We start from the raw sequence: 25,846 nt of genomic DNA, 5'->3' as shown, positions 1-25,846 counted from the left end.
TCAAGCGTTCGGGTTACCGGAGTACATGCTCACCTCGCCGCCTTCGCCGATGAAGGCGTTGACCAGCATGATCCGCTGCGCGCGCAACTCGTCGGCGTCGGGGGCGCTGGTGGTGATGGCGATCTGCGGGATGGCGGCCCAGTTCACCACGTAGCGCTGCGGTGGTCCTTCGTCGTCGGACAGCCGGGCGAGCCGGAATACCGACACCGCACGGCGTTCCATCAGGTCGCGGACCACATCGGCGATTCGCTGCGGGTCTTCCAGCGCGAAGAGAAAGCCGAAGGTCAGCTCGGGCGAGGACACGTAAGCCGGCACATCTACCGAGGCTAGTGCATACACGGGTCTTGTCGCCGGTGAGATTGCCGTGAATGTGCCGCAGCGGTTTTCCCGGTCACCGCCAGGTGACCCGCCCGTCATCGGCACATAACAATTTCTGCCGACCCGGAGTTTTGTACACCATACTATTGCGCGTCGATCCCGGATCGCGCTTTCCTGAAAGGGTCCCGATATTTCCCGGGCCGTCATCCTCACCGCAGCGTCGCGGAATACGTCGGCGCCTGGGCGGGGCTACGCCGGTGCCGGGGCGCGTCCCGGCGATTTCCCCGGCCCCGGCGTATCCACCCTCGCGAGCTTTTCCAGGGGCGTGCACCATGCCGATCGACTCCGGCCACCTGACACAACCACCGTCACCGTCGGCCTTGTTACGGGCATTCGTCCGGCCGATCGATCGGAACCGGCCCCGTCACCGGGTACTCGACGCGGCCGCCGCCCTCGCCGAATGCCACGCACGCAGGCGCGCGGTGATCGAGGAGGCCCGCGACCCGGCCGTCTCGAGCGCGCGGATCCTGCGCCAGATCGACGAGATAGACCGCGAACGCGCCACCCAGATGGCGCTCATCGATAACTGGGTCGCCACCAACCTGGCCCATCGCGCGGGCGCCTCGCTGCACACCGAGACCCTCGGCGCGGTGATCGACCGGATGGCACGAAAATGGATCGCCGCCCAGCATGCGCTGGACGGCGATCCGGAGGGTCGAACCCATCTGCACTGGTCCCGGCTGGCCGAACTGGCCGACGGCTACCGCGATCTCATCACCGATGTGATCGAGCACCGGCGCCGGTTGCCGGTGTGGTGATCAGTGCTGTTCGGGAACCGGCTTCGGCGAGACCACCTCGGCCTCGTCGACGATCTCGGCCTCGGTGACGGGCTGCTCGGGCGCCCGCACCTCGTCGTCGGTGGCGTCGGAGGCCGGTTCGGCCGCGGCCGCGTCACGACGAGCCGCGGCGGCCGCTTCCTTCATCTCGATCGCGTCGGTGATGAACTCACCGATCTCCCGAGCCACTCCCGCGACGGTCCCGGTGATGAGTGCGGCGATATTGCCCACCCGCTGCGCACCGGAGGTCGTCAATTCCTGGACGAGATCCTTGTTGGTTTCGAATTTGCCGACCATTACACGCCCACTTCGGTTGCCTTCCGATTACGCATAACGATAACACCGGGCTTGGGCGCCCTCTTGATGATGTTGTCGGGCAGCGCGAGCTGGAAGATCTTGACCCACACCGAGCCGATCTGCTTGGAGAAACGGCCGGTGTTGTAGGGCAGACCGTACTTCTCGCACAGCGCCTTCACCTCGGGCGCCATTTCCGGGTACCGGTTGGCCGGGATATCCGGGAACAGGTGGTGCTCGATCTGGTGCGAGAGGTTGCCCGACATGATGTGGAACAGTCGCGAGCCGTTGATGTTGGCCGAGCCGAGCATCTGGCGCACGTACCACTCACCACGGGTTTCCTCCGCGGTCTCCTCCTTGGTGAACGTCTGCACGCCCGCCGGGAAGTGACCGCAGAAGATGATGGAGAAGGTCCACAGGTTGCGCATCAGGTTCGCGGCCGCGTTGCCCGCCAGGGTGTGCAGGAACAGCGGGCCGGTCAGCGCCGGGAACACCACGTAGTCCTTGAGGACCTGCCTGCCCGCCTTCTTGAACTGCCCCTTGAGCAGCGGCTTGAGGTCCGACCACTTGCGCTTGCCCTTGATGATGTTGTCGGCCTCGAGGTCGTGCACCATCACGCCCCACTCGAACAGCACCATCAGCAGGAAGGCGTAGACGGGGTTACCCAGGTAGTAGGGGTTCCACTTCTGGCCCTCGTCGATACGCAGGATGCCGTAACCGATGTCGCGGTCCATGTCGTGGATGTTGGTGTAGGTGTGGTGCATGTAATTGTGCGAGTGCTTCCACTGATCGGCCGGGCACACGGTGTCCCAGTCGAATTCGCGGGAGTTCACGCCGCGCTCACGCATCCAGTCGTACTGGCCGTGCATCACGTTGTGGCCGATTTCCATGTTGTCGAGAATCTTCGACGCGCCGAGCGCGGCGACGCCGGCCAGCCAGAACGGCGGGAGGAAGCCGAGGTACATCAGGCCGCGGCCTGCCACCTCGAGACCACGCTGGGTCTTGATGATCTTGTAGATGTATTCGCGGTCGCGTTCGCCGAGGTCGGCGACGACGCGGGCACGCAGGTCGTCGAGCGCCTTGCCGAGCTCTTCGACCTGGTCGGGGGTCAGGATGACCGGGCCGTCTGCGGTTTCGGTGAGGATCGTCATAGCAGTATCTCCCCTGGGTTGTTTCGCGGTAATCGGTTGACTAGAGGGCGATGTCGACGTCGCCGACGGGTGCGTTCACGCAGATCTGGATCTGCTTGTCGGGGTCGGCGTCGAGTTCGCCGGTGCGCAGGTTGCGGGTGCAGCCGGACACCTTGGTCGCGGTGCAGGAGAAGCAGATCCCCATGCGGCAGCCGTATTCCGGGGTGAGCCCGGCCGATTCGGCCTGTTCGAGCAGCGAGGAACCGTTGTTCTCGGCGGCGACATCGCTGCCGGAGAAGGTGACGGTGCCGGTGGCCTCGGACGGGTCGAGCGGAACGGTGGTGAGGGTGAACTCCTCGCTGTGCACCCGATCGGCGAGACCCTCGGCCTCGAAGATGTTCTTCACGGCGTTCATCAGTGGCGGCGGGCCGCACACGAAGGTCTGCGCGTCGGCGAACCAGGGCGCCACGCGCTCGAGCTCGTCGTAGTCGAAAAAGCCGCTGCCGGTGGAGGTCTCACCGTTGACGACCGTGCCCGGCTCCACCGGGAAGCGGTATTCCACCCGGAAGTTGGGACGCCGGTTGGCGATCGCGGCCAGCTCCGCGCGGTGCGGAATCATCTCTGGCTGACGCGCGTAGTGCAGGAAGGTGACCTCACCGGTGTATGCCTCGGCGTCGAGGGTGCGCAGCATCGACAGCACCGGAGTGATGCCGCTGCCGCCACTGATGAGCAGCACCTTCGCGGGCCGCTGCTCGGGCAGCGCGAATACGCCGCTCGCCGGCTCGAGGTTGACGACCATGCCCGGTTCGGCGTGATCGTGTAGGTAGTTGGAGACCAGCCCGCCGGGGTGTGCCTTGACGGTGAGCTGCAGGAAACGGTCGCTGCCGCCCTCGGGGTCGATGGGCGAATAGCAGCGGACGTGGCGCACGCCGTCGATCAGCACCCCGATCTGGATGTACTGCCCGGCCTTGTGTCCACGCCAGCGGCGCGATGTACGCAGGGTCAGCGTCACCGAGCCGGGCACCGCGCGAGATACATGGGTGACCTCGGCACGCAGTTCCCGCGCGGTCAGCGCCGGGCTGACGAGTTCGAGGTACCGGTCCAGCGGATGCGGCGTCGTCAACGTCTGCACCAGGTCGATCAGTCCCACCATGTGTGTTGCCCCTCTGCGGATGTTCCGTGGACGTGCTGGCGAAAATTTCAGTGCACGCCTGTACACTCACCAGTGTGCCGGATGAACCCGGCCTACTGTCAACCGGCAGCGATGTGAGCCGGACTACATTTCCAAGGAAGCGACTATGGTGAACGGATGTATGCTCACCGATGTGACTGAGCAGGCAGGAACCCGGAATGAGCGCAAAGCGCACACTCGGGCGGCTCTCCTCGACGGCACGCTGGCCCTGGCCGCGGAGCGCGGGTTCGCCGCACTGAGCCTGCGCGAGGTCGCACGCTCGGCCGGAATCGTGCCGACGGCGTTCTACCGCCACTTCGCGTCGCTGGACGATCTGGGCGCCACCCTCGTCGACGAGGGTGTCACCGCGCTACGGCTGGCATTGCGCGAGGTCAGGCGCAAGCCCGACGCCCACCTCGCCGACACCGTGCGGTTCGTCTTCGACCAGGTCGCCGCCAAGCGCGCACTGTTCGGATTCCTCCTGCGCGAACGGCACGGCGGTTCGGCACCACTGCGTCAGGCCATCGCGATGGAGATGCAGCTGATCGTGCGCGAGATCGTCGCCGACCTGTCGAGGTTGCGCGCGCTCGACTCGTGGAGCACAACGGAACTCGAGATCGCCGCGGATCTGCTGGTCAGCACTGTCACCGACGGCATCGGTTCCTTCGTGTCGGCGACGCCGCGCGAGGAGGCGGCGGTCGTGGAGCGCACGGTGATGCAGATGCGCTTGATCGCCTTGGGTATCGCCGCATGGCAAACCCGCCTCCCCGAAAATTAAGGCCAGACTCAGGTGCGGGGGACTTGGGTCGGCGGCCAGACACAGGTTCGTGGTTGCGTTTGTTCGTACCCGGTGAGTTACCCATGTTCTTGCGGATTTGCGGTTGAACCGGTTGGGAGTACAGATGTTCACAAATTGGAACGGGGGAAATCGGTGACGCTACACAGGTTTGGCGTCCTGGACGGTGTTCGGTGCACGGACCGGAAGTAGCACGAGTAGGCCGACGGTTAATACGACGAGTAGGCCGATGATTCCGGCGCGGTCGTTGTGGAAGGCCCAGGCGAACAGGCCGAACAGGGCAGGTGCCAGGAACGAGACGGCGCGGCCGGTGGTGGTGTACAGGCCGAACAGCTGACCCTCGCGGCCCGGCGGGGCGAGGCGGGCGAGGAACGATCGGGCCGAGGCCTGGGCGGGGCCGACGAAGACCGTCAGGGCCAGACCGAAGATCCAGAACATCAGCGAACCGGTCACCACCAGCAACACCGTGCCGCAGACGATCATCCCGATCAGTGAGCCGACGATCACACGCTTGGGTCCGAGCCGGTCGTCGAAGCGGCCCGCCGCGATCGCCGCCGCACCGGCCACCACGTTCGCGGCCACCCCGAACAGCAGCACATCAGCATCAGCGAAGCCGTACACGCCCACCGCCAGCACCGCGCCGAAAGTGAAAACCCCGGCCAGCCCGTCGCGGAAGATCGCGCTGGCCAGCAGGAACCACACGGTGTGCCGGTCGGTGCGCCACAGGTCGCGCACGTCACGCCACAGCACCCGGTAGGAGCCGAGGAATCCGACGCGGTCGGCGCCGGGATCGGCACCGGTGCGTGGCAGTTCGGGCACGGTGAACAGCACCGGCAGCGCGAACACCGTGAACCAGACGGCGGCGAGCACGATCACCAGGCGCACATTGAGGCCCTGATCGGTCGGCATGTCGAGCAGGCCACGGCGGTCACCGTCACCGGCGAGGAAACCCGCGTAGCAGGCGAGCAGCAGCACGATGCCACCGAAATAGCCCATCGCCCAACCGAATCCGGACACCCGGCCGACCGTCGTCGGCGTCGACACCTGGCGCATCATCGCGTTGTAGGGCACCGTCGCCAATTCGAAGGTGGCCGAGGCGAAACCGAGCAGCGCGAGACCGAGCCACAGGTCGCGGTAGTCGGCGTGGACGAAGAACATCAGCGCCATCGCACCGACGGTGAGCGCGGTCAGCGTGGCCAGCGCGCGCTTGCGGGAGCCGACCGCGTCGAAGTACTGCCCGCACACCGGTGCCGTCAGCGCGACCACCAGACCCGCACCCGCCAGCGCCCAACCGAGCCACGCACTCGCGGAGATCGTTCCCGGCAGATCCTTGCCGACCTTGTCGGTGAGATACACCGAGAACACGAAGGTGAGCGTCACGGCCTGGAACGCCGAGGACCCCCAGTCCCACAATCCCCACGCCATCACCTGTCCGCGTCCAGCCGCCTCGCCGATGGTCGCGGACGCGCTCACCTCGGTCATGCACCGAGCGTAACGGCGTGTTCGGCGCCCGGCAGGGCATCGATGATCCGCCACGCCGTCAATCCATATGAACCTGGTTGCATAGAACCGTTGGTTGCGCATATCCTCGTCGCATGGCACTCGAGCACGCGCTCCTGGTCTCGCTGAGCGAGCGAGCAGGCTCCGGCTATGAATTGGCCCGCCGGTTCGACAAGTCGATCGGCTACTTCTGGAGTGCCACCCACCAGCAGATCTACCGCGTGCTCAAGCGGATGGAGGAAGCCTGCTGGGTCACCGTGGAATCGGTCGCCCAGCAGGGCAAACCCGACAAGAAGGTGTACTCGGTCGCCCCTGCGGGAGCCGAGGAACTGGCCCGCTGGATCGCCGAACCCGCCGAATCGGTGCCCACCCGCGACGAACTCGGCGTCAAGGTGCGTGGCGCCGCGCACGGCGATATCGACGCCGTCTGCGCCGAGGTGGCCCGCCATCGCGCCGAACACGCGCAACGCCTCGAGGAGTACCAGCTCAGCGAGAAGAAATTCTTTCCGGCGCCGGACCAGCTCTCCGGCACCGCTCTGCACCAGTACCTGGTGCTGCGCGCGGGTATCCGCGCGGAGACCGGTTACGTCGAATGGTGCGACGAAGTACTGCAGGCCCTGCGACCGCGAAAAGGTGACCATCGCCCATGACTGCCTATCCCCATCTGTTCGAGCCCCTCGACCTCGGCCACACCACCCTGCGTAACCGGGTGGTCATGGGTTCCATGCACACCGGCCTGGAAGACCGCGCCTGGGACACCAACAAGCTCGCCGCCTACTTCGCCGAACGCGCACGCGGCGGTGTCGGGCTCATCATCACCGGCGGGTACGCACCCAACCGCACCGGCTGGCTCCTCCCGTTTGGCGGCAAGCTCACCACCAAGACCGAGGCCTACCGGCACCGGCGCATCACCAAGGCGGTGCACGACGAGGGCGGCAAGATCGCCATCCAGATCCTGCACGCCGGTCGCTATTCCTATATGCCGACCAGCGTTTCGGCCTCGGCGATCAAGTCGGCGATCAACCCGTTCAAGCCGCGCGCACTGTCGGCCAAGGGCATCGAACGCACCATCGACGACTACGCCCGGTGCGCCGGGCTGGCCAAGTTCGCCGGGTACGACGGTTGCGAGATCATGGGCGGTGAAGGGTATTTCATCAACCAGTTCCTCGCGCCACGGGTGAACAAGCGCACCGACAAGTGGGGCGGCACCCCGGAGAACCGGCGGCGGCTGCCGGTGGAGATCGCCCGCCGCATCCGCGCCGAAGTAGGCCCCGATTTCATCATCGTGTTCCGGTTGTCGATGGCCGAGCTCGTTGAGAAGGGTCAGACCTTCGACGAGATCGTCGCGCTGGCACAGGAATTGGAGGCTGTCGGTGTCGACATCCTCAACACCGACATCGGCTGGCACGAGGCGCGGGTACCGACCATCGTCACTTCGGTGCCGCGTGGGGCGTTCGTGGAGTTCACCGCCAAGATCGCCCGCAAGGTGAACATCCCGGTGTGCGCGTCGAACCGGATCAACATGCCCGAGATCGCCGAGGAGATCCTCACCCGGGGCGACGCGGCCCTGATCTCACTCGCACGCCCGCTGCTCGCCGACCCCGAGTGGGCGAACAAGGCACGCGGTGACCGCGCCGACGAGATCAACACCTGCATCGCCTGCAACCAGGCCTGCCTCGACCACGCCTTCGGCAACAAGAAGGTGTCGTGCCTGGTGAACCCGCGTGCGGGCAGCGAGACCACCCTCAACCTGCTGCCCACCCGGCGCACCAAGCGCATCGCGGTGGTCGGCGCGGGCCCCGCAGGCCTCTCGGCCGCGGTGAACCTCGCCGAGCGCGGCCACCACGTCGACCTGTTCGAAGCCGACGACAAGATCGGCGGCCAGTTCGACATCGCCCGCCGCATCCCCGGCAAGGAAGAGTTCGACGAGTCGATCCGCTACTTCCGCCGCAAGATCGAGCTCACCGGCGTGCGACTGCACCTCGAAAAGCGCGTCGATGCAACCGAACTCATCGACGGCGGCTACGACTCGGTCGTCCTGGCCACCGGCGTGCGTCCCCGCATCCCCAACATCCCCGGCATCGACCATCCGATGGTCCTGTCGTACGCCGAACTGGTGAAGCAGGAGAAGCCGGTCGGCAAGAAGGTCGCGGTGATCGGCGCGGGCGGTATCGGCTACGACGTGAGCGAATACCTCACCGTCGACGGACATCCCACGCTCAAGCTCGACGAGTGGAAGGAAGAGTGGGGCGTCGACTCCGACAACGAGCAGGTTCCCGGCCAGCTCAAGAAGCCCAACCCCTCCCCCGCCGCCCGCGATGTCGTTCTGCTGCAACGCAAGTCGACTCCGTTCGGCAAGGATCTCGGCAAGACGTCCGGGTGGGTCCACCGTGCTGCGCTCAAGGCCAAGGGTGTCGAGCAGATCGGTGGGGTGAATTACGAGCGCATCGATGATGCCGGGCTGCACATCAGCTTCGGGGAGAAGCGGGAGAATCCGCGGGTTCTCGAGGTGGACAACGTGATCGTTTGTGCCGGGCAGGAATCGGTGCGTGAGCTCGAGGAACCGTTGCGGGCGGCCGGGGTCGAGTTGCATCTCATCGGTGGGGCGGAATTGGCTGCTGAGCTCGATGCTAAGCGGGCCATCGACCAGGGCACTCGTTTGGCTGCCCGTCTCTAGACTCGGTCGTCCGACGCGACGGACGATCGTTCGCAGCGCCCCCATTCACCGAACTCGCATCCGGTGGGTGGGGGTGTTGTCTTTTGTGGGGAGGTGGCGTGGGGGTTGGTGGCCGGCTCTTTTTGGATTGCGCCAAGGAGGTGCTGGCTGTGTTTTTGGAGCGCTGGCGCGCTCGAGCGCGGCCCCTGAGGGGCCGCTACGCCGCTTCGCGGCGGACCCTCCTCGAGGTCGGGTCGTGCGGGGTTGGGAGTGCGGTCATGGCGGACTCGAGTGGGCCGTGTGGCTGGTAGTGCGGTTATGGCGGACTCGAGTAGTGCCGTGTGGCTGGGTGTTCGGTAGGTGGCCTACTCGAGTGGTGTGGGGTGGCTGGCAGCGCGGGAGGTGGCAAGGGTTTCAGCGCGCGGATAGGTCGTGGAGCAGTGTTCTGAGGTCGTGGCCTTCGGGTGTTTCGTACCAGCGCAGGTGTCCCAGAAGCCAGTTGTGGTAGGCGATTTCGGCGTTGCGAGGTTCCTGGGGAATCGTGAGGAAGTAGTCGATCTCGGAGAGTTCGTAGCCGATGTGGGCCAGCGGGAGGAGATCCGGTAACAGCCGGCTTTCCGCGTGGTTCAGCGGACGGATGGATTGATAGCCGTCGAGCAGGGCCGTGATCTGGTCTGTACGAACGTTGGCGGGGCCGCCGTCTCGGAGGGAGATCCAGTCCACGGCGGTACGTTCCACGGCGGTGGCGAGGTCGAAGACGGCGGTGGTGCGGTCGGATAGGCCGAAATCGATCACCGAGGTCACCTCGTGGTTGCGCCAGAGGAGATTGGTCGGGTGCCAATCACCGTGCGTCCACAAGGGTTCGACGGTGGTGAGGTCGGTGCGGAGGTCGGGGACTTCCGTGCGCCAGTCGCGGGTGGCGAGGAAGGCTGCGAGGGCGGGCCGACGGGCGGTGTGCCATTCGAAGGCGCTGATGACGTCGCTGTGCATGGTGGCGAGCAACGGGCGGCAGGGGCGGGCGGGGGCATCGAAACCCTCGGCCGCCGAATGCAATCGGGCCAGCATCGTGCCTGCTCCGGCGGCATCCTCGACGTCGCGGAACGGTGTCCAGGAAAAGTCTGCGCGATACCGATCCTCTCCCTCCCCCACCCGATGAACCTCATAGACGAACTCACCCGAACCACCGCGTACAGGCCTGGAGCCATCAAGCTCTCCGCCGAACCGGCGCTCTCCGGCCTCGTCGCGCCGACCAGCCACCCGCAACGCGGACCCGGCGACGGCGCGCACCTCCGGTACCGGAATCCCGCGTGCTCGCAGGTGCGCCATGAACCGGTGCTCCTCTGCCAGAGCATCCAGGTCGCGCAGCGCGCTCGGCAACCGTTTGACGACGAATCGCTCCCCACTGCCGGTACGCACCCCGACCGTCGCGGAAAGTGGTCGCGCACTGCGCCATTCGATCGACGCTCCACCGAAGCCCCACGTAGCCGCGACGGCCGAGGAGGATTCGTCTTCGGTGAGCGCGGGCCAGGTCGGCGCGGCAAGGGGCTCGTCGCCCATTCCGAAAACGCGCTCATCATCCATCGCTCGGGCTCCGTCCGGTCGGCCGAAAGCTCGGGGAGACGCACGGCCGACGGGTTCGACATCGTGGGATGGCCGCCAGGTAGCCGACGGCGAAAGCGTCACCGGCGCCGACACGCTGGGGCCGTCGCTGCCGGAGCACCTCGCCGCGCCGCCGGCTCACCGTCGCCGACCGACGACCACGACGACCCCGGTGGCGGCACCGGCCGCGAGGAACGAGAACAGCGATGCCGATGTCCACCAGGTCGGATGCACGCCGAGCGCGTCCTGGATCCCGGTCCACCGGTCGGCCCACCACGACACCGAGCCGGGGTTGCACAGCTGGTACAGCACGAAGCCGATCGCCCAGGGCAGCAGCATGATCGGGCGGGCGGGCGAGTTGTCGGACAGGTCCCAGCCGGTTCGGCCGCGCCCGAAGAAGTAGTCGACCACGAGTACGGCGGTGAGTGGCACGAACACCGAGCCGATGAGCAGTAGGAAGTTCGCGTAAGAGCTGAAATCGCGCACGTTCAGGGCGAATACGGTGGCGAGCACGCCGACGACGGCGGCCAGGATGCGGCGATCCACGCGCGGCAGCAGGTTCTGCAACGACATGGCCGTGGAATACACGTTGGCGAAGGACTGGTCGGTCTCGCGCAGTACGAGCACCGCGAAGAACACCCAGCCCGCGGTGATCCCGAGGAACGAGTCGAACAGCTGGTTCGGGTCGCCGCCCACGTGCAGCAGGGCGACGATACCCAGCAGGTAGCACCAGATCTGGGCCACCGAGTACCCGATCACGGTGGCACCGCCCGCCACCTTCACCGACCGGGAATGCCGGGTGTAGTCGGCGGCCAACGGCACGAACGACACGGCGACGGCGAGCGCGGTGTCGACGGCGGGGAAGAACCCGGCCCACGAGGTCTGCCCCAGGTCGGGCAGCGGCTGACGCAGCATCTGCACGGTGAAATACAGCATGGCGATACCGACCGCCACCGTCACGTACCGGCGCAGGATGCCGACCACGTGCATCGGCCAGATCGCCATCACCGTGCTCAGTACACCGGCCGCGATCACCGCCACCGCGTGCGGCACCCGGTCGCTGGTGAGTGCCGCGATACCCGCCGCGATCACCGTGAGCTCGTACACACCCCAGCCGATGCACTGCACCACATTGGCCACCGTCGGCAGCCCGGACAGCTTGGTGCCGAACAGCCCACGGAAATTGGCCATCGCGGGCGCACCGGTTCCGGCGCCGACCGCACCGGCGGCGGCCACCATCGACGTGCCGACGATCGTGCCGACCACGGTCGCCAGCACCGCTCCGAGCAGCGGCAACCGGTCGTACCCGGGCGGTTGCAGCACGTAGATGGCGCCGGTGAACCCGATCAGGCTCACCCCGAGATTGGTCCAGAAGGCGGCCTGGTCGGTGAACCCGAACGTGCGCGGCGGCTCGGTGGTGAGCAGCAGCGGCGCCTCCTGGGCGCGGGGCGAGGAGTCAGTAGTCATAGCAAGAGCCATGCTATGGCCGGGCGGGCGATCCCCTAAGCTTCGCCGTGTGAGCCTGCCCTCCCCCACTGCTGACAATCGTGCCGTCGTCACCGGCGCGTCCTCCGGTATCGGCACCGCCCTGGCCGCCGAGCTGGCCGGGCGCGGCTATTCGCTGATCCTGGTCGCCCGGCGCGGAGAGATCCTGACCGAACTGGCGCAGCGGCTGACGCTGGCGCACGGCATCACCGCCGAGGTCCGCGCCGTCGACCTCGCCGACCGCACCCAGCGCGCGAGCCTGGTCGACGAGCTGTCGGTGCGCGATATCGCCATCCTGTGCAACAACGCGGGCATCGCCACCTTCGGCCCTGTCGCCGAACTCGACTTCGCCTACGAACGCGCGCAGATGGAACTCAACGCCACCGCCGTGCACGACCTGACCCTGGCCGTGCTGCCGGGCATGATCGAGCGCAAGGCGGGCGGCATCCTGATCAGCGGCTCGGCGGCGGGCAATATGCCCATCCCGAACAACGCCACCTACGCCGCGTCGAAGGCGTTCGCCAACACGTTCTCCGAGTCGCTGCGCGGCGAGCTCAAGGGCAGCGGCGTCAATGTCACCCTGCTGGCGCCCGGTCCCGTGCGCACGGAAACGCCTGCGCCGGAAGAGGAGTCGATCGTCGACAAGATGGTCCCCGACTTCCTGTGGGTGTCGAGCGAATACACGGCCAAGGTGTCGATCGACGCCCTGGCCCGCAACAAGATGCGCATCGTCCCGGGCCTCATCAGCAAGGGCATGAGCGTGGCGGGCAACTATGGTCCGCGCGCGATGACGGCCCCGATCGCGGGCGCGTTCTACAAGAAGCTCGGCGGCTGACGAGTCACTCGACGGGCAGCAGGGCTTTCGCGGCGGCCCCGATGATGGCGTCGGCGACCGCGTTCAGCGCCGGCGAATCCAGTTTCCACTGCTGCCAGTAGAGCGGCACATCGATGCGGGCCTGGCCGTTGATGTTCACCAAAGTGCCTTCGGCCCGGTCGGTTTCGGTCTGCAGGTCGGGCAGCATGCCCCAGCCCATGCCGAGCCGGACCGCCTCACGGAACGCGGTCGAGGACGGCACGAAATGTGTCGGCGGATCGGCGGGTCGCTGATTGGCGCCGCGCAGGTGCCGGGCTTGCAGGTCGTCGTTGCGGTCGAACTGGATCATCGGCACGTGGGTGTAGGAGCCGGGTCGCGCGCCGTCGGGGAACCAGTACTGCGCGAAGTTCGGCGTGGCGAGCGCCTGATAGCGCATGGCACCGAGCGGTTGCACCCGGCAGCCCTGCACCGGGGTGGCCGTGGCGGTGATCGCCGCCATCACCGTGCCGTCGCGCAGCAACCGGGTGGTGTGTTCCTCGTCCTCACGGTGCAGTTCGAGACAGGCGATGCCGGAGATCCGCGACACAGCAGGCAACACCCACGTCTCGAGCGAGTCGGCGTTCACCGCGATCGGAATGCGGGCTGGTCGCCCGACCGGCCGGTCCGGTTCGCCGAGTTCGCGCGCGGTATCGGCGGCGAGCACGTGCACCTGCCTGGCCAGTCGCAGCACGGCGAGCCCCGATTCGGTGGCCCGCACCGGTTTCGACCGCTGCACGAGAATGCGGCCCGCCGCGTCCTCCAGTGCCTTTATCCGCTGGCTGACGGCCGACGGCGTGAGGTTCAATCTGCGGGCCGCCGCGTCGAAGGTGCCTTCGGTGAGCACGGCGTCGAGCGCGCGTAGCTGGTCCAGCTGCAGATCCACATCAGTGATTCTAATGGTTCTGCAGAATTATTAGCTGGACTGAATGTGCCGAGCTTTCTAGCGTCAGGGATATGACGACATCGTCGGCCGCAGTGGCCGCACTCTCCGGGTTGGGTTTCGGGCTCTCGCTCATCGTCGCGATCGGCGCGCAGAACGCGTTCGTCCTGCGACAGGGCGTGCGCGGCCGACACATCCTCCCGGTGGTCGCGGTGTGCGCGCTCTCGGATGTGGTGCTGATCGCGGCCGGGGTGGCCGGGTTCGGCACCGTCGTCGAGTCGTTTCCGGCGGTCGTCACCATCGCGCGGTGGGCCGGGGCGGCCTTCCTGGTCTGCTATGCCCTGTTCGCCGCCCGGCGCGCGTTCGGGTCGTCGGCACTGCAGGCCGACCTCACGGGCACCTCGGCGGCACTCGGCGCCTCGGTGCTCACCTGTCTCGCGCTCACCTGGCTCAATCCGCACGTATACCTGGACACGCTCGTCCTGTTCGGCTCGTTCGCCAGCACCTGGGCGCCCTCGGAGCGCTGGTTCCTCGCGGCCGGGGCCATGCTGGCCAGCGTGCTGTGGTTCTTCGGCCTCGGCTACGGCGCGAGTCGACTCGGCCCGCTGTTCGCGAAACCCCTCGCCTGGCGCATCCTCGACTCACTGATCGCGGTGGTGATGCTCGCACTCGCGATCGGTCTCGTCCTCGGCTGACTCAGGACTGCGACGACCAGGGCGTCACCGGCGGCTTGACCCACAGCAGCTTCTCGTCGGCGTGGGCGCGGCGTGCGGCCTCGTGATCGGGGTTGCGCGCGGCCCAGCCGTCCTTCTGATCGAGCAGTTCCCCGACCACCCGCCACGTCTCGCCGGTGCTTGGCGGGTTGGTCTCGGCGGCACGGGCGAGCTTGCGCAGCGTCGGCGCGGGCAGAGCGCGCAGTTCGGCGCTGCTGATATCGCGAGCCCAAAGGTAGGCCGCCAAGCGGCGGGCCTTGGCGACGCGGCTCGCTGTCGCCGCGTCGGAATGCGCGTGATCGGGTGCCTGATCGGCGCTGTCTGGCACGAGGGCATTCTAACGGCGAACGCCCGCGCCCCGGTCTTCCCCAACCGGTGCGCGGGCGTTGCTGTGTTCGCAGTGCGTATCAGTACGCGCTGTTGACGTTGTCCATCGAGCCGTAGCGGTCGGCGGCGTAGTTGCAGGCCGCGACGATGTTGGCCACGGGGTGCCACACGTCGAAGGGTGTGCCCTCCACGTGGTAGGCGGCGAAGGTCGGGTCGATCACCTGGAGCAGGCCCTTGGAGGGGATGCCCGCGGCGGCGTTGGAGTCCCACAGGTTGATGGCCTGGGGGTTACCGGTCGACTCGCGCATGATGTTGCGCATGATGCCCTCGTAGCTGCCGGGGATGCCCTTGGCGGCCATGATGTCGAGGGCCTCACGGATCCAGCCGTCGAGGTTGTTCGGGTACACCGGCGCCGCGGGGGCGGGCGCGGGCATCGGGGCGGGCGCCGGCTCAGGAGCCGGGGCCGGGGCGGGCAGCACCTCGGGGGCGGGGGCGGGCACGGCCTCCACGGCGGGGGCGGGGGCGGCACCGACGGCCGGGATGGCCTCGGCCTGCTCGACGACCATGGCGGCACGCTGCGGGACGCTGTCGTCGGCGAAGGACACCGCCGAGGACGCGGCAACGGCCACCAGACCGACCGCGGCGACTGCCACGGTGAACGCCTCGCGGCGGTGGCCGATCATGGAGTTGAGCTTGTCTTTGACGATCATGTTCTTCTCTGTTCCTTCATCTCTGTCTGGCGACCGCAGGGCCCCGGTGGACCGCGCAGCGCGCGCAGCGGCGCACGCCGGTCAGGCGATGTGTTGTTTCTGTCGGTATGGGAATGTGCGACGCTGTGGTGACGGAGACGCTCGATGGCTGTCCCGCTCGTCGCACGGTGCTCCACAGCTGGCTGCGGGGAGACCACGCGCTGTTCGGTATCCGGGTTCCCGGTGGCTAACCAAACCGCAGGTCTGTTTGTGACCTGATGACAGAATGGTCACGGTAGGTTAACGTGAGATGAACGAAATCTGAACGGCAGGTGCTGGCGATCTTGGTCGCTTCTGCCGGTGGTTGCAGAATCGTTATGTATGCAGGGGGTTTAGAACTGCGACGACCGTGGTATGGGTCACAGAAAAAGTTTGCCCGAATCAGGTTTCCTGGCTGTTCGCGGTGGCAAAACGGGCGCGCGAGGCACCGAAGGTAACGATCGATGACGAGGCTGGCAGACCGCAAAAAGACCGCATCCCGGCAGTGGTAACTGCCGGGATGCGGTCTACTGTGCGCCATCAGGGACTCGAACCCCGAACCCGCTGATTAAGAGTCAGCTGCTCTGCCAATTGAGCTAATGGCGCTTGGCTTTGCCCCGCTGCGCGGTGCGTTTGCTCCGCTCTGCGGTGCGGAAGAAACATTAACAGGCCCGAGGGCGAAAAGTGAAATCGGGCGCTGACCAGCACCGATGCCGGACGGTTCGCAGTGTTAACAGATCGGGCCCCGGCACGTATCTAACGATTGCCCACTCGGGTCGTGTCGCCGCGCTTTCGACGTTGGTGGCGACCGGGCGGGCTGGCAGAATGGCGGGGCGTCGGTATGGAAACGGGGTTGGACATGGGTAAGAAGCGGGGGAAACCTCGGTCATTGCGGATGATCGTTCCGGTGGCACTGTTGGCGGTTTTCGCCCTCGGTGCTTCCGCGTGCTCGTCGGCCGAGGGTGCCGGGGTCGAGGTGGCGATCGACCGTAACCCGATCACCGAACTCATCAAGCCGAAACTGGTCTCCGAGATCAAGGACGGCCAGGTCGGCGTCTCGCCGGGGATGCCGCTGAAGTTCCAGGTGCAGGACGGCAAGTTCACCGAGGTGAAGCTGACCAACCAGCAGGGCACGCAGGTGTCGGGTCAGCTCGCGCCCGACGGGCGTTCGTGGGCCACCACCGAGGTGCTCGGTTACGGCAAGACCTATCAGCTCTCGGCCGCAGCCATCGGCCTCGGCGGAACGAACTCCTCCACCCTGAGCTTCACCACGAGCTCGCCGAACAACCAGACCAAGCCGTACCTGATGCCCGGCGAGGGCGAGGTGGTGGGTATCGGCCAGCCGGTGGCGATCCAGTTCGACGAGAACATCCCGGACCGCCGCGCCGCGCAGGACGCCATCAAGATCACCACCGAACCGCCCGTCGAAGGCGCGTTCTACTGGGTGAACAACCGCGAAGTCCGTTGGCGCCCAGAGCATTTCTGGAAGCCGGGTACGCGGGTGAACGTGGAGGTGAACGTCTACGGCAAGGACCTGGGCAAGGGTCTGTACGGCCAGGACAACCTCACCTCGCACTTCACCATCGGTGACGCGGTGATCTTCACCGCCGACGACAACACCCATCAGGTGACGGTCGAGCGCAACGGCGAGGTGATCATGACCATGCCTACCTCGATGGGCAAGGATTCCACGCCCACCGACAACGGCATCTACATCGTCGCCGACAAGCACGAGAAGATCATCATGGACTCGTCCACCTACGGTGTCGCGGTGAACTCCGCCGACGGCTACCGCACGCCGGTGGACTACGCCACGCGGATCTCCTACAGCGGCATCTTCTTCCACTCGGCGCCGTGGTCGGTGGGTCAGCAGGGTTACTCGAACGCCAGCCACGGCTGCCTGAATCTGAGCCCCGCCAATGCGCGCTGGGTGTACGAGAACGCCAAGCGCGGTGACATCACGATCATCAAGAACACGGTCGGTGGGACGCTGTCGGGCGTCGACGGGCTCGGTGACTGGAACATTCCGTGGGCGGAGTGGAAGGCCGGCAACGCCGACGTCTCCTGACCCCTACAGCAGAAAAGGCCGCCGGGTGTCTCCGGCGGCCTTTTTCGTGTCCTGATCAGACCGGGGTGGGCAGATCGGCGCAGTCCATCATGGCCTCGCCCGCCACGGCCATGGCGCTGCCGAGTGCCCCGCAGAGGATGCGTCCGCCGAACAGCAGGCGGTCGAGGTTGGGCAGGCCTGCCGAGCCGGTGCCGGAGGAGCCGGTGGTCTCCAGGCCGCCGGTCGATCCGCTCTGCGCCGATCCCGTTTCGGGCGGCCCCGGCAGTTCCATGCCGCCCGAGGGGGTGGCCGTGAAGTCGGTGAGGGGCAGGCCGGGGGTCTGCGCCGCCGAGGTGCCTGCGACGGGGCCGAGCACGGTGGCGGCCGCGAGGGCCACGACCACGGTGGAACGCTTCATCAAGGGTCTTTCCGGTCGAACGAGGATATGACGGCCCACACATTTGGGCAGCCGTCCAGAGTGTAGCGGTTCAAACGTGACCTGCGTCATGAAGCGGATGCGGGCTCCGACAACGAAGAAGGCCCCGATCCTGAGGATCGGGGCCTTCTCTTCGGGGTGACCGACGGGACTCGAACCCGCGACAGCCAGGATCACAACCTGGTGCTCTACCAACTGAACTACGGTCACCATCACCGGCTTGCACCGGCGCGGTAAATACTAGCTTGTACCGGCCCCGAAGCCCTAATCCGCTGGTCGGGACCCTGTTCCGGCGACGTCGACGGCCTCGGTGACCGCCGCCGCGATGCTTGCGATGTCGGCCGAGGACGGGCCGGGCGGCGCCACGAACGCGGTGCGCCGGTAGTACTCCAGCTCGCGGATGGATTCCTTGATGTCGGCCAGCGCGCGGTGCGCGAGCCCCTTCTCCGGCTGACCGAAGTAGATGCGCGGATACCAGCGGCGGCACAGCTCCTTGATCGAGCTCACGTCGACCATCCGGTAGTGCAGGTGCGCGTCCAGCTCGGGCATATCGCGCGCGATGAAGCCGCGATCGGTGGCGATGGAGTTGCCGCACAGCGGCACCGTGCGCGCGGCGGGCGCGTACTGGCGCACGTACTCGAGCACCTGCTCCTGGGCCTGCTCGAGGGTCACGGTCGAGCGCCGGACCTCTTCGGTGAGACCGGATTTCGCGTGCATGTCGGCGACGACGGGTGGCATGCAGGCCAGGGCGGCGTCATCGGCGTGGATGACGATGTCGACACCGTCACCGAGAATGTTCAGGTCGCTGTCGGTTACGAGCGCGGCGATCTCGATCAGCTTGTCGCTGTCGAGACGGAGCCCCGTCATCTCGCAATCCATCCAGACCAAGAGTTTGTCGGACACCCGAGCCACCCTAATGGGGTATCGGCGCGCCTCGCCGACAGGTGTGTCGCGCGGGCGCGGCGGAGGTGTTTGCCGACGACACCCGCCGAAGGCCACCACAGGGGTGACCGGCACGGATACAGTTTGCCTGAGATTTTCCGTTCATGTTCTTGCGATCGAGACGGAGGACGCGATGACCACCCCTCAGGAGAAGGCGGCAGCGGCTCGCCTGGCAGCCGAAGAGGCGGCGCGCGTCGCCGCCGAGGCAGCCGCCGCGGCGGAGGCCGCCGAGCGGGAGGCGGCGCAATCGGCTTCGGCGGCAACGTCACCCGACGCCTCGGCCGGGTCGGGTGCCGCCGCACAGATCGCGGCCGGTTACGCCTTCGACGGTCAGGCACTGGAGCTGGGGACCGTTGTCGTCGACGGAACCACCGATCCCGTTGCGCGCGTGCGTATTCCGCTGCGCATGATGAACCGCCACGGGCTCGTCGCGGGAGCGACCGGCACGGGCAAGACCAAAACCCTGCAGGGCATCGCCGAACAGCTCTCGCGGGCGGGCGTTCCCGTGGTGCTCGCCGATGTGAAGGGCGATCTGTCGGGTCTGCGCGACCCCGGTGCCGACAACGACAAGATCCGCGCTCGCGCCGCCGAGACCGGCGCGAGCGACTGGGCGCCGAGCGGTTTCCCCACCGAGTTCGTCTCGCTCGGTACCGAGGGCATCGGCGTGCCGATCCGCGCCACGATCACCTCCTTCGGCCCGATCCTGCTCAGCAAGGTCCTCGGCCTCAACGACACCCAGGAATCGACCCTCGGGCTGATATTCCACTGGGCCGATCAGCGGGGCCTCGCCCTGCTCGACCTGAAGGACCTGCGCGCGGTCATCACCCATCTGACCAGCCCCGAAGGCAAAGAAGACCTCAAGGGCATCGGCGGGGTATCCAGCCAGACCGCCGGGGTGATCCTGCGTTCGCTGGTGAATCTCGAGGCCGAGGGCGGTGACACGTTCTTCGGCGAGCCCGAACTCGATCCCGCCGATCTGGCCCGGGTCGTCGACGGCCAGGGCGTCATCACATTGGTCGAACTGGGTCAGCAGGCGGCGCGGCCCGCGCTGTTCTCGACGTTCCTGATGTGGGTGCTCGCCGAACTGTTCCAGACGCTGCCCGAAGTGGGTGACGTCGACAAACCCAAGCTCGTCTTCGTCTTCGACGAGGCGCATCTGCTCTTCGCCGACGCCTCCAAGGCGTTCCTGCAGCAGATCGAGCAGACCGTGAAGCTGATCCGCTCCAAGGGTGTCGGCGTGTTCTTCTGCACCCAGTTGCCCACCGACGTCCCGAACGCGGTGTTGTCGCAGCTCGGTGCCCGCGTCCAGCACGCGCTGCGCGCCTTCACCCCCGACGATCAGAAGGCGTTGGCGAAAACGGTTCGCACGTATCCGAAGTCGGAGGTCTACGACCTCGAGGAGGCACTCACCAGCCTCGGTACCGGTGAGGCGATCGTCACAGTGTTGTCGGAGAAGGGTGCGCCGACCCCGGTCGCCTGGACCAAGATCGTGCCGCCGCGGTCGCTGATGGACACCATCGGTGACGACGCCATCCGCTCCGCCGCCCGGTCGAGCTCGTTGCAGGGCAAGTACGGGCAGAGCATCGACCGCGAATCGGCCTACGAGATGCTGCTGGCCAGCGTGGCTGCCGCACCCGCCCCGGAAACAGCCCCGCCACCTGCCGGACCGGGCGCGGATTCGGCGGCCGAACGGATCATGAAGAACCCGGCCGTGAAGAGCTTCCTGCGCTCGGCGGCCAGTGCGGCGGGCCGCGAGATCAGCCGCAGCTTGTTCGGCACCCGGCGGCGCCGGTAGTCAGCTCTGCTCGACCGCCGAGGCGACCTTGTCCGAGAGTGACCGCAATGCCGCGCCTTCCTGGCGGGTCATGTTGTCCACGAACAACTTTCGCACCAGCTCGACATGTTCGGGCGCGGCGGCGCGCAAGACGTCGCGCCCGTGGTCGGTCAGCGTGACCACGATGCCTCGTGCGTCGTCGGCGGCCGGGGCCCGGTCGACCAGCCCGCGCGCCGCCATCCTGGCCAGCTGCTTGGACAACCGCGACTTGTCCCAGCACACCTCGGCGGCCAGATCCCTGGCGCGCAGACAGCCCTCCGGCGCGGCCGAGAGCGGAACCATCAGCTCGTAGTCGGCCATCGACAGCCCGTGCCCGGCCAGCCCGGCCGACAGCGCCGCGTCCAGCCGCTGCCGCATCCGGATGAAGGCCTGCCAGGTCTGCTGCTCTCGCTCGGACAACCATCGGGTCACGGGAATGATCCTAGAACCACATTGGTTGACATGGAAACCAAATAGGTTCCACTCCAGGAGGCGCTTCCCATGCCCGCGATCACCGTCGACGACATCATGGTGCTGCCCCGGCTCCCCCGCCCGGACGTCACCGAAACCCAGCGGCCGGTACGTCAGATCGTCACCGCCCACCGTCAGCGCGAGGGGGCGGGTTTCGAGGTGACGCGCCCGTTCCCCAGCGTCGACCTGCGCGCGGCCGACCCCTTCATCCTGCTCGACCAGATGGGCCCCGTGGCCTACGAGCCCTACGAGGCCAAGGGCGCGCCGTGGCATCCGCATCGCGGCTTCGAAACCGTCACCTACATGCTCGACGGCACCATGGTCCACCACGACTCCCAGGGTGGCGGCGGCGTGATCGGCGAGGGCGACACCCAGTGGATGACGGCGGGCTCGGGCATGCTGCACGACGAACTGCCCGAGGAGAAACTGGTGATCTCGGGCGGCCGGTTCCACGGCATCCAGCTGTGGGTGAACCTGCCACGCGCCCAGAAGTTCGCCACCCCGCGCTACCAGGACCTGCGCGGCAGCGAGCTCACCCTGGTCAGCTCGCACGACGGCGGCGCCCTGGTGCGACTCATCGCGGGCGAGGTCGGCGGTTTCGCCGGACCGGGCTCCACCTACACCCCGATCGCCTACGCGCACGCCTCGATCAGCCCCGGCGCGCAGCTCGAAACACCGTGGCCGCAGGACTTCACGGCCATGGCCTACGTGCTGTCGGGCAGCGGCACGGCGGGCACCGACCGTCGGCCGATCCACACCGGCCAGCTCGTGATGTTCGGTAAGGGCGAGGCCATCACGCTCACCGCCGACACCGCACAGGACTTCGGCGACCTCGAAGTGCTGTTGCTCGGTGGAAAACCGTTGCGCGAGCCCGTAATCCAGTACGGACCGTTCGTCATGAACACCCGCGCGGAGATCATCGAGGCACTCGAGGACTTCCAGGCCGGACGGATGGGCACCGTGCCCGCCGAGCACCTCACCGGGCGCAGGCTCGGCGAGTAACAGGCGAGGCACACGCGGTGCGGTTGACAAGCGGGGGCCCCGTCATGAAGGTTGACTTCGCCGCCCGAGGCGTGTGTCCGGGCCAACATCCGAACCGCAGCAGACATAGAGGAATTCATGAACGTTCGTCGGCTCACTGTCAGCCTCGCCGCCGTAGGCCTCGGCCTGCTCGTCGCCCCCGCCGCTCAGGCGAATCCGTTGGTGACGGGCTCCGCGGGCACCGGCTCGTCCAGCTTCGACTCCCTGCTCGGCGCCACCGGCTCGGCCAACCTGGTCCAGTCCGGTTCGGCCGGCGGTGCGTTCCGCAGCTGCGACGAGGCGATGGCCGCAGGCCGTGCCCCCCTGTTCCGTGGCGAGGCGGGCTACTCCCCCCACCTCGACCCGGACGGCGACGGCCTGGCCTGCCCCACGCAGTAATTCGCACGAAAGAGAACACCCGATGCGGTCCGCCGCATCGGGTGTTCTGTGTTTTCCCGCTCGGTCAGCGGCGGAAGAGTTTGACCAGGACCAGGCCCGCTACGAGGGCACCCGCGCCGATCAGCGTGTATTTGACCTTGGGCTCGTTGAACTTGGCGACCACGATCGCCTTCGTGTCGTCGGCGATCCGCTGCGGATCGGCGCGCACCGCCAGTTCGTCGAGCGTGGTCGCCAACCGGGCGCGCGCGATCTCGATCTCGCGTTCGATCCGGTCGGTGTCGTCCTTGGCCACCGTCACCTCCAGGTATGTGTCTGTGCTCGCCCGAGTCTATCCATGCCGTCAGCGGACCCGGTCGGTTACCGTGCGGTGGTGACCGACAACCATCGCCTCTCCCCCGGAGACACCGCACCCGATTTCACGCTGCCCGACGCCGACGGCAAGGACGTGTCACTGTCGGACTACCGTGGCCGCAAGGTGATCGTCTACTTCTACCCGGCCGCCTCGACCCCCGGCTGCACCAAGCAGGCCTGCGATTTCCGCGACAATCTCGCCGAGCTGAACGAGGCCGGGATCACCGTCCTCGGCATCTCCCCGGACAAGCCGGCCAAACTGGCCAAGTTCCGCGACGCCGAGGGCCTCACCTTCCCGCTGCTGTCCGACCCCGAGCGCACCGTCCTGCAGCAGTGGGGCGCGTTCGGCGAGAAGAAGATGTACGGCAAGACCGTCACCGGCGTCATCCGCTCGACCTTCCTCGTCGACGCCGACGGCAAGATCGAGGTGGCCCAGTACAACGTGCGCGCCACCGGCCACGTGGCCAAACTGCGCCGCGACCTGTCGGTGTAGCTACTCGGCGAAGGTGCGGATGAACACCTCGAAACCGTCGAGCATCCGCGCCAGCCCGAATTCGAAATCGGCTCGGGCCCAGTCGATGTCGATTTCGTCTTCGTCGCCGTCGAACGCCGCGCCCGACATGGCCGCCGTCACTGCGGGGAACCGCCGCGGGTCGAGCACGCGCGCCATCACCGAGGCGAAATCGGCACCTTCGACGGTCTGCAGATCGCGCAGCATGCGGCGTTTGCCGATGACGTAGACCGACACGTTCATCACCAGCTGCAGCTTCGCCGGCTCCGGCACGTAGGTCCCGGCGAGCGTGCCGAGCGCCACCTCGAGCCAAGCCATGTTGTTCGGGCCCATCGGCGGCCGGGCCAGCGGAATGTCGATCCACCACGGATGCCTGCCGATCCGGTCGAACTCGGCGAAAGCCCATTGTTCGAGACCCGCGCGCCAGGAGGTTCCGGCGGGGATGTCCGGTGGCGCGCCCACCACCCGATCCATCAGCAGGTCGAGCAAGGTGTCCTTGCTGTCGACGTAGCGGTACAGCGACATGGCGGTGAAGCCGAGCTGCTTGGCCACCCTGCTCATCGACAGCGCGGCGACGCCTTCCGCGTCGGCGACCTCGATCGCGGCATCGATGATCTGGTCGATGGTGAGCGCCCGTTTCGGTCCGCGACCGGCCGGCTGGGCCAGCCCCCACATCAGTTCCACCGCTCTGGGTAACGCCGCTTCGCCGGTCGTCATCGACTCGTCCGCCTCCTTCGCTCTGCCACGACTGTAACCGGCGGCCCACTTGTGTCCGACAACTGTTTAGCCTATAAACAATATAGGCCATAAACAGTGGCATCGATCGGAGAAAACACCATGGCACCCGAACCACCCGCACTCTCGGTGCGGCAGCTGCACAAGTCATTCGGCACCCACGTCGTCCTCGACGACCTCGACCTCGAGGTCCGTGCGGGCACCGTCTTCGCCCTGCTCGGCCCCAACGGCGCGGGCAAGACCACCCTGGTCCGCATCCTCGCCACCCTCACCCGACCGGATCGCGGCGAACTGCGCGTCCTCGGCCACGACCCCGTCACCGAGGCCGACGACGTGCGCGCGCTCATCGGCGTCACGGGCCAGTTCGCGGCCGTCGACGGAGTGCTCACCGGCCACGAGAACCTGCGCCTCACCGGCAAGCTGCTGCATCTGGACAAGCCTGAAATCGCCCGCCGCAGTGCCGCATTGCTCGACCGGTTCGATCTCGTCGACGCCGCGGCCAAGCCGGTCGACACCTATTCGGGCGGCATGCGACGCCGACTCGACCTGGCCATGAGCCTGATGGGCCGCCCGCGGCTGGTCTTCCTCGACGAGCCGACCACCGGCCTCGACCCACGCAGCCGCCGTGATCTGTGGAACGCCATCCGCGAACTCGCCGCCGAGGGCACCACCGTCTTCCTCACCACGCAATACCTGGAGGAGGCCGACCAGCTCGCCGACCGCATCGCCGTCCTCGACGGCGGGCGCATCGTCGCCGACGGCACCCCGGAGGAACTCAAGCGGCTCGTCCCCGGCGGGCACCTGCGGTTCCGGTTCGCCGATCACACCCTGCTCACCGCGGCGGCGAAGGCGGTGCCGAGCGCACAGGTCGACCCCGAACAACTGAGCATGCAGGTGTCCTCGACGGGCAGCGCAGTGGAGATCAAACTGCTGCTCGACCGGTTCGCCGAACTCGGCATCGCCATCGAGCAGCTCACCGTGCACACACCGGACCTCGACGATGTGTTCTTCGCGTTGACCGGCCGGACGGCGGTCGCGGCATGAGCGCCCTGACCACCGTGCAGGATTCGGTCACCATGCTCGACCGCAATATCCGCCACACCCTGCGCAGCCCGGACACCATGATCATGACCATCGCCCTGCCGGTGATGATCCTGCTGATGTTCGTCTACGTCTTCGGCGGCGCGATGCGGGTCGACGGCGCCTACATCGACTATGTGGTGCCCGGAATCATCCTGCTGTGTGCGGGATTCGGGGCCTCGACCACGGCGGTGGCGCTGTCGACCGATTTGGCCGAGGGCATCGTCGACCGGTTCCGGGCCATGGCGATCGCCCGCTCGGCGGTCCTCACCGGACATGTGGTGGAGAGCGTGCTGCGCAACCTGGTCACCTCGGCCGTCGTGATCGGCGTGGCCGTGGTGCTCGGCTTCCGGCCGACCACCGATCCGGTGCGCTGGCTCGGCGTGGCAGGCGTGCTCGCGATGTTCGTGTTCGCGCTGTCGTGGCTGTCGGCGGCGCTGGGAATGGTGGCCCGCAACCCGGAGGCGGCCAACGGGTTCACGTTCTTCTTCATGTTCCTGCCGTATGTGAGCAGTGCGTTCGTGCCGACCTCGACCATGCCGACCTGGCTGCACACCTTCGCCGAGAACCAGCCGGTGACGCCGGTGATCGAGACGATGCGCGGGCTGCTGATGGGCACGCCCATCGGTGACAGCGGCCTGCTCGCGGTGCTGTGGTGCGGCGGCATCGCGGTGGCCGGGTATCTGGCCGCGCGGTGGATGTTCCAGCGCCGCACCAGTTCCTGAGCGGAAACGGCACGGGCCGCGCGATCATCT

The 25,846-nt window shown here is 67.2% G+C and carries 28 protein-coding genes and 2 tRNA genes; 13 read left to right on the top strand and 17 right to left on the bottom strand.

The features are described 5' to 3' along the window. Complete coding sequence (locus LDL21_RS17380) at positions 1-315, bottom strand: hypothetical protein (RefSeq protein ID WP_067642455.1); 315 nt, start codon at positions 313-315, stop codon at positions 1-3. A 335-nt stretch (positions 316-650) separates the two neighbouring features. On the opposite strand from LDL21_RS17380, the gene LDL21_RS17375 reads away from it, so the two are divergent. Beyond that, the gene (locus LDL21_RS17375; protein WP_225280966.1) at positions 651-1,136 is read left to right on the top strand and encodes a DUF4254 domain-containing protein; all 486 of its coding nucleotides are present in this window, start codon (positions 651-653) and stop codon (positions 1,134-1,136) included. Here LDL21_RS17375 and LDL21_RS17370 read toward each other — a convergent pair whose 3' ends face one another. From LDL21_RS17370 to LDL21_RS17360, 3 genes are read right to left on the bottom strand one after another with little or no spacing between them, the layout of a single operon-like run. After that, positions 1,137-1,451: a hypothetical protein gene (locus LDL21_RS17370; protein WP_181697879.1), complete on the bottom strand. Its 315-nt coding sequence runs from the start codon at positions 1,449-1,451 to the stop codon at positions 1,137-1,139. Next, positions 1,451-2,599: a fatty acid desaturase family protein gene (locus LDL21_RS17365; RefSeq protein ID WP_225280965.1), complete on the bottom strand. Its 1,149-nt coding sequence runs from the start codon at positions 2,597-2,599 to the stop codon at positions 1,451-1,453. The genes LDL21_RS17370 and LDL21_RS17365 overlap by 1 nt, the downstream gene beginning before the upstream one ends. Positions 2,600-2,639: 40 nt before the next feature. Next, a complete protein-coding gene (locus tag LDL21_RS17360; RefSeq protein WP_181697877.1) occupies positions 2,640-3,731 on the bottom strand; it encodes a ferredoxin reductase in 1,092 nt (363 codons plus the stop codon). 145 nt (positions 3,732-3,876) lie between these two features. On the opposite strand from LDL21_RS17360, the gene LDL21_RS17355 reads away from it, so the two are divergent. Further along, complete coding sequence (locus tag LDL21_RS17355; protein ID WP_181697876.1) at positions 3,877-4,527, top strand: TetR family transcriptional regulator; 651 nt, start codon at positions 3,877-3,879, stop codon at positions 4,525-4,527. A gap of 159 nt (positions 4,528-4,686) precedes the next feature. On the opposite strand, the gene LDL21_RS17350 is transcribed toward LDL21_RS17355, so the two are convergent. Then, positions 4,687-6,027, bottom strand: coding sequence for an MFS transporter (locus tag LDL21_RS17350; RefSeq protein WP_225280963.1), 1,341 nt, complete (start codon positions 6,025-6,027; stop codon positions 4,687-4,689). A 113-nt stretch (positions 6,028-6,140) separates the two neighbouring features. Here LDL21_RS17350 and LDL21_RS17345 point away from each other — a divergent pair, with 113 nt between their 5' ends. Next, positions 6,141-6,695 (top strand): PadR family transcriptional regulator, encoded by a 555-nt coding sequence (locus LDL21_RS17345; protein ID WP_225280962.1) that lies wholly within the window; start codon positions 6,141-6,143, stop codon positions 6,693-6,695. Further along, the gene (locus tag LDL21_RS17340; RefSeq protein ID WP_225280961.1) at positions 6,692-8,722 is read left to right on the top strand and encodes an NADPH-dependent 2,4-dienoyl-CoA reductase; all 2,031 of its coding nucleotides are present in this window, start codon (positions 6,692-6,694) and stop codon (positions 8,720-8,722) included. Before LDL21_RS17345 ends, LDL21_RS17340 begins: the two co-directional genes overlap by 4 nt. Before the next feature lie 393 nt (positions 8,723-9,115). Here the strand turns inward: LDL21_RS17340 and LDL21_RS17335 are convergent, their stop codons facing one another. Both LDL21_RS17335 and LDL21_RS17330 read right to left on the bottom strand, forming a co-directional pair. Further along, positions 9,116-10,282, bottom strand: a complete 1,167-nt coding sequence (locus LDL21_RS17335) for a phosphotransferase enzyme family protein (RefSeq protein ID WP_225280960.1) — start codon at positions 10,280-10,282, stop codon at positions 9,116-9,118. A gap of 156 nt (positions 10,283-10,438) precedes the next feature. Next, entirely contained in the window at positions 10,439-11,767 is a 1,329-nt protein-coding gene (locus tag LDL21_RS17330; RefSeq protein ID WP_225280959.1) for a purine-cytosine permease family protein, read from the bottom strand. A gap of 49 nt (positions 11,768-11,816) precedes the next feature. Between LDL21_RS17330 and cmrA the strand changes: the two genes are divergently transcribed. Then, positions 11,817-12,620 carry a mycolate reductase gene (cmrA, locus tag LDL21_RS17325; protein ID WP_067486092.1) on the top strand — a complete coding sequence of 268 codons (804 nt, stop codon included), beginning with the start codon at positions 11,817-11,819 and terminating at the stop codon, positions 12,618-12,620. A gap of 4 nt (positions 12,621-12,624) precedes the next feature. Here the strand turns inward: cmrA and LDL21_RS17320 are convergent, their stop codons facing one another. Continuing rightward, a complete protein-coding gene (locus tag LDL21_RS17320; protein ID WP_225280958.1) occupies positions 12,625-13,521 on the bottom strand; it encodes a LysR family transcriptional regulator ArgP in 897 nt (298 codons plus the stop codon). A gap of 71 nt (positions 13,522-13,592) precedes the next feature. Between LDL21_RS17320 and LDL21_RS17315 the strand changes: the two genes are divergently transcribed. Further along, entirely contained in the window at positions 13,593-14,213 is a 621-nt protein-coding gene (locus tag LDL21_RS17315) for a LysE/ArgO family amino acid transporter (protein ID WP_067486088.1), read from the top strand. Between the two features lies 1 nt (position 14,214). Here the strand turns inward: LDL21_RS17315 and LDL21_RS17310 are convergent, their stop codons facing one another. From LDL21_RS17310 to LDL21_RS17300, 3 genes are all read right to left on the bottom strand, one after another. Beyond that, positions 14,215-14,559, bottom strand: coding sequence for a hypothetical protein (locus LDL21_RS17310; RefSeq protein WP_181697871.1), 345 nt, complete (start codon positions 14,557-14,559; stop codon positions 14,215-14,217). Positions 14,560-14,638: 79 nt separating this feature from the next. Next, on the bottom strand, positions 14,639-15,268 hold the full coding sequence (locus LDL21_RS17305; protein ID WP_067642507.1) for a transglycosylase SLT domain-containing protein: 630 nt from the start codon (positions 15,266-15,268) through the stop codon (positions 14,639-14,641). Between the two features lie 551 nt (positions 15,269-15,819). Next, positions 15,820-15,892, bottom strand: a tRNA-Lys gene (locus LDL21_RS17300). A 253-nt stretch (positions 15,893-16,145) separates the two neighbouring features. On the opposite strand from LDL21_RS17300, the gene LDL21_RS17295 reads away from it, so the two are divergent. Further along, positions 16,146-17,354, top strand: a complete 1,209-nt coding sequence (locus LDL21_RS17295; RefSeq protein WP_181697869.1) for a L,D-transpeptidase — start codon at positions 16,146-16,148, stop codon at positions 17,352-17,354. A gap of 55 nt (positions 17,355-17,409) precedes the next feature. Here LDL21_RS17295 and LDL21_RS17290 read toward each other — a convergent pair whose 3' ends face one another. From LDL21_RS17290 to orn, 3 genes are all read right to left on the bottom strand, one after another. Continuing rightward, positions 17,410-17,751: a hypothetical protein gene (locus LDL21_RS17290; RefSeq protein ID WP_067486076.1), complete on the bottom strand. Its 342-nt coding sequence runs from the start codon at positions 17,749-17,751 to the stop codon at positions 17,410-17,412. Between the two features lie 155 nt (positions 17,752-17,906). Continuing rightward, a tRNA-His gene (locus tag LDL21_RS17285) sits at positions 17,907-17,979 on the bottom strand. Positions 17,980-18,033: 54 nt separating this feature from the next. Continuing rightward, positions 18,034-18,672: an oligoribonuclease gene (gene orn / locus LDL21_RS17280; protein ID WP_225280957.1), complete on the bottom strand. Its 639-nt coding sequence runs from the start codon at positions 18,670-18,672 to the stop codon at positions 18,034-18,036. Between the two features lie 172 nt (positions 18,673-18,844). Here orn and LDL21_RS17275 point away from each other — a divergent pair, with 172 nt between their 5' ends. Next, the gene (locus LDL21_RS17275) at positions 18,845-20,506 is read left to right on the top strand and encodes a helicase HerA-like domain-containing protein (RefSeq protein WP_225280956.1); all 1,662 of its coding nucleotides are present in this window, start codon (positions 18,845-18,847) and stop codon (positions 20,504-20,506) included. Here the strand turns inward: LDL21_RS17275 and LDL21_RS17270 are convergent, their stop codons facing one another. Then, the gene (locus LDL21_RS17270) at positions 20,507-20,956 is read right to left on the bottom strand and encodes a MarR family winged helix-turn-helix transcriptional regulator (protein ID WP_225280954.1); all 450 of its coding nucleotides are present in this window, start codon (positions 20,954-20,956) and stop codon (positions 20,507-20,509) included. A 69-nt stretch (positions 20,957-21,025) separates the two neighbouring features. On the opposite strand from LDL21_RS17270, the gene LDL21_RS17265 reads away from it, so the two are divergent. Beyond that, a complete protein-coding gene (locus LDL21_RS17265; protein WP_181697866.1) occupies positions 21,026-21,997 on the top strand; it encodes a pirin family protein in 972 nt (323 codons plus the stop codon). Between the two features lie 117 nt (positions 21,998-22,114). Continuing rightward, positions 22,115-22,414 carry an excalibur calcium-binding domain-containing protein gene (locus LDL21_RS17260; RefSeq protein WP_067486070.1) on the top strand — a complete coding sequence of 100 codons (300 nt, stop codon included), beginning with the start codon at positions 22,115-22,117 and terminating at the stop codon, positions 22,412-22,414. A gap of 64 nt (positions 22,415-22,478) precedes the next feature. Here LDL21_RS17260 and LDL21_RS17255 read toward each other — a convergent pair whose 3' ends face one another. Continuing rightward, the gene (locus LDL21_RS17255; protein ID WP_084458565.1) at positions 22,479-22,712 is read right to left on the bottom strand and encodes a DUF3618 domain-containing protein; all 234 of its coding nucleotides are present in this window, start codon (positions 22,710-22,712) and stop codon (positions 22,479-22,481) included. A 72-nt stretch (positions 22,713-22,784) separates the two neighbouring features. Between LDL21_RS17255 and bcp the strand changes: the two genes are divergently transcribed. Further along, on the top strand, positions 22,785-23,258 hold the full coding sequence (bcp, locus tag LDL21_RS17250) for a thioredoxin-dependent thiol peroxidase (RefSeq protein WP_225280953.1): 474 nt from the start codon (positions 22,785-22,787) through the stop codon (positions 23,256-23,258). On the opposite strand, the gene LDL21_RS17245 is transcribed toward bcp, so the two are convergent. Further along, positions 23,259-23,993: a TetR/AcrR family transcriptional regulator gene (locus LDL21_RS17245; protein ID WP_225280951.1), complete on the bottom strand. Its 735-nt coding sequence runs from the start codon at positions 23,991-23,993 to the stop codon at positions 23,259-23,261. It lies immediately after the preceding gene. A gap of 120 nt (positions 23,994-24,113) precedes the next feature. Between LDL21_RS17245 and LDL21_RS17240 the strand changes: the two genes are divergently transcribed. After that, positions 24,114-25,055 carry an ABC transporter ATP-binding protein gene (locus LDL21_RS17240; protein ID WP_181697858.1) on the top strand — a complete coding sequence of 314 codons (942 nt, stop codon included), beginning with the start codon at positions 24,114-24,116 and terminating at the stop codon, positions 25,053-25,055. Further along, complete coding sequence (locus tag LDL21_RS17235; protein ID WP_225280950.1) at positions 25,052-25,816, top strand: ABC transporter permease; 765 nt, start codon at positions 25,052-25,054, stop codon at positions 25,814-25,816. The genes LDL21_RS17240 and LDL21_RS17235 overlap by 4 nt, the downstream gene beginning before the upstream one ends. Positions 25,817-25,846 lie beyond the last annotated feature (30 nt).

It is taken from the genome of Nocardia rosealba (genome assembly GCF_020216065.1).
GTDB lineage: Bacteria > Actinomycetota > Actinomycetes > Mycobacteriales > Mycobacteriaceae > Nocardia > Nocardia rosealba.
This window is presented reverse-complemented; position numbering and strand designations above follow the sequence as displayed.

Coding starts and splice junctions, on each gene's coding strand:
- LDL21_RS17340 (WP_225280961.1), top strand. CDS start 6,692: ATGACTGCCTATCCCCATCTGTTCGAGCCCCTCGACCTCGGCCACACC.
- LDL21_RS17240 (WP_181697858.1), top strand. CDS start 24,114: ATGGCACCCGAACCACCCGCACTCTCGGTGCGGCAGCTGCACAAGTCA.
- LDL21_RS17355 (WP_181697876.1), top strand. CDS start 3,877: ATGGTGAACGGATGTATGCTCACCGATGTGACTGAGCAGGCAGGAACC.
- LDL21_RS17370 (WP_181697879.1), bottom strand. CDS start 1,451: ATGGTCGGCAAATTCGAAACCAACAAGGATCTCGTCCAGGAATTGACG.
- LDL21_RS17265 (WP_181697866.1), top strand. CDS start 21,026: ATGCCCGCGATCACCGTCGACGACATCATGGTGCTGCCCCGGCTCCCC.
- LDL21_RS17290 (WP_067486076.1), bottom strand. CDS start 17,751: ATGAAGCGTTCCACCGTGGTCGTGGCCCTCGCGGCCGCCACCGTGCTC.
- LDL21_RS17315 (WP_067486088.1), top strand. CDS start 13,593: ATGACGACATCGTCGGCCGCAGTGGCCGCACTCTCCGGGTTGGGTTTC.
- LDL21_RS17260 (WP_067486070.1), top strand. CDS start 22,115: ATGAACGTTCGTCGGCTCACTGTCAGCCTCGCCGCCGTAGGCCTCGGC.
- LDL21_RS17275 (WP_225280956.1), top strand. CDS start 18,845: ATGACCACCCCTCAGGAGAAGGCGGCAGCGGCTCGCCTGGCAGCCGAA.
- LDL21_RS17350 (WP_225280963.1), bottom strand. CDS start 6,027: ATGACCGAGGTGAGCGCGTCCGCGACCATCGGCGAGGCGGCTGGACGC.
- LDL21_RS17295 (WP_181697869.1), top strand. CDS start 16,146: ATGGGTAAGAAGCGGGGGAAACCTCGGTCATTGCGGATGATCGTTCCG.
- LDL21_RS17330 (WP_225280959.1), bottom strand. CDS start 11,767: ATGACTACTGACTCCTCGCCCCGCGCCCAGGAGGCGCCGCTGCTGCTC.
- LDL21_RS17345 (WP_225280962.1), top strand. CDS start 6,141: ATGGCACTCGAGCACGCGCTCCTGGTCTCGCTGAGCGAGCGAGCAGGC.
- LDL21_RS17335 (WP_225280960.1), bottom strand. CDS start 10,282: ATGGATGATGAGCGCGTTTTCGGAATGGGCGACGAGCCCCTTGCCGCG.
- LDL21_RS17235 (WP_225280950.1), top strand. CDS start 25,052: ATGAGCGCCCTGACCACCGTGCAGGATTCGGTCACCATGCTCGACCGC.
- LDL21_RS17365 (WP_225280965.1), bottom strand. CDS start 2,599: ATGACGATCCTCACCGAAACCGCAGACGGCCCGGTCATCCTGACCCCC.
- LDL21_RS17305 (WP_067642507.1), bottom strand. CDS start 15,268: ATGATCGTCAAAGACAAGCTCAACTCCATGATCGGCCACCGCCGCGAG.
- LDL21_RS17360 (WP_181697877.1), bottom strand. CDS start 3,731: ATGGTGGGACTGATCGACCTGGTGCAGACGTTGACGACGCCGCATCCG.
- LDL21_RS17375 (WP_225280966.1), top strand. CDS start 651: ATGCCGATCGACTCCGGCCACCTGACACAACCACCGTCACCGTCGGCC.
- LDL21_RS17245 (WP_225280951.1), bottom strand. CDS start 23,993: ATGACGACCGGCGAAGCGGCGTTACCCAGAGCGGTGGAACTGATGTGG.